Consider the following 312-nt stretch of genomic DNA (forward strand, 5'->3'; position numbering starts at 1 on the left):
GATCGCCTCGAGGAAGGTCATGGCCTCCTTGCCGCGCACCTCGCCGAGGATGATCCGGTCGGGGCGCATGCGCAGCGTCGCGGTGAGGAGCACATCGGCGGATTGGAATTCCGCGTCGCGATTGGCGATGAGGGTCACGGCATTTGGTTGGGTCGGCAGAAGCTCGGCGGCTTCTTCGATGGTGACGATGCGTTCCTCGGCCGGTACGTGAGAGAGGATCTTGCGCGCGGCGACGGTCTTGCCGGTGGAGGTGCCACCCGAGACGATCATGTTGAGTTTATTCTCGACGCAGAAGGCAAGCGCATCATCGAT

At 62.8% G+C, this 312-nt stretch carries 1 protein-coding gene; it reads right to left on the reverse strand.

From position 1 onward, the window contains the following. On the reverse strand, positions 1 to 312 hold a 312-nt coding region (locus A3764_RS01255), incomplete at both ends, for an ATPase, T2SS/T4P/T4SS family (RefSeq protein WP_161487477.1).

This window comes from Sulfitobacter sp. HI0129 (genome assembly GCF_001635395.1).
Lineage (GTDB): Bacteria > Pseudomonadota > Alphaproteobacteria > Rhodobacterales > Rhodobacteraceae > Sulfitobacter.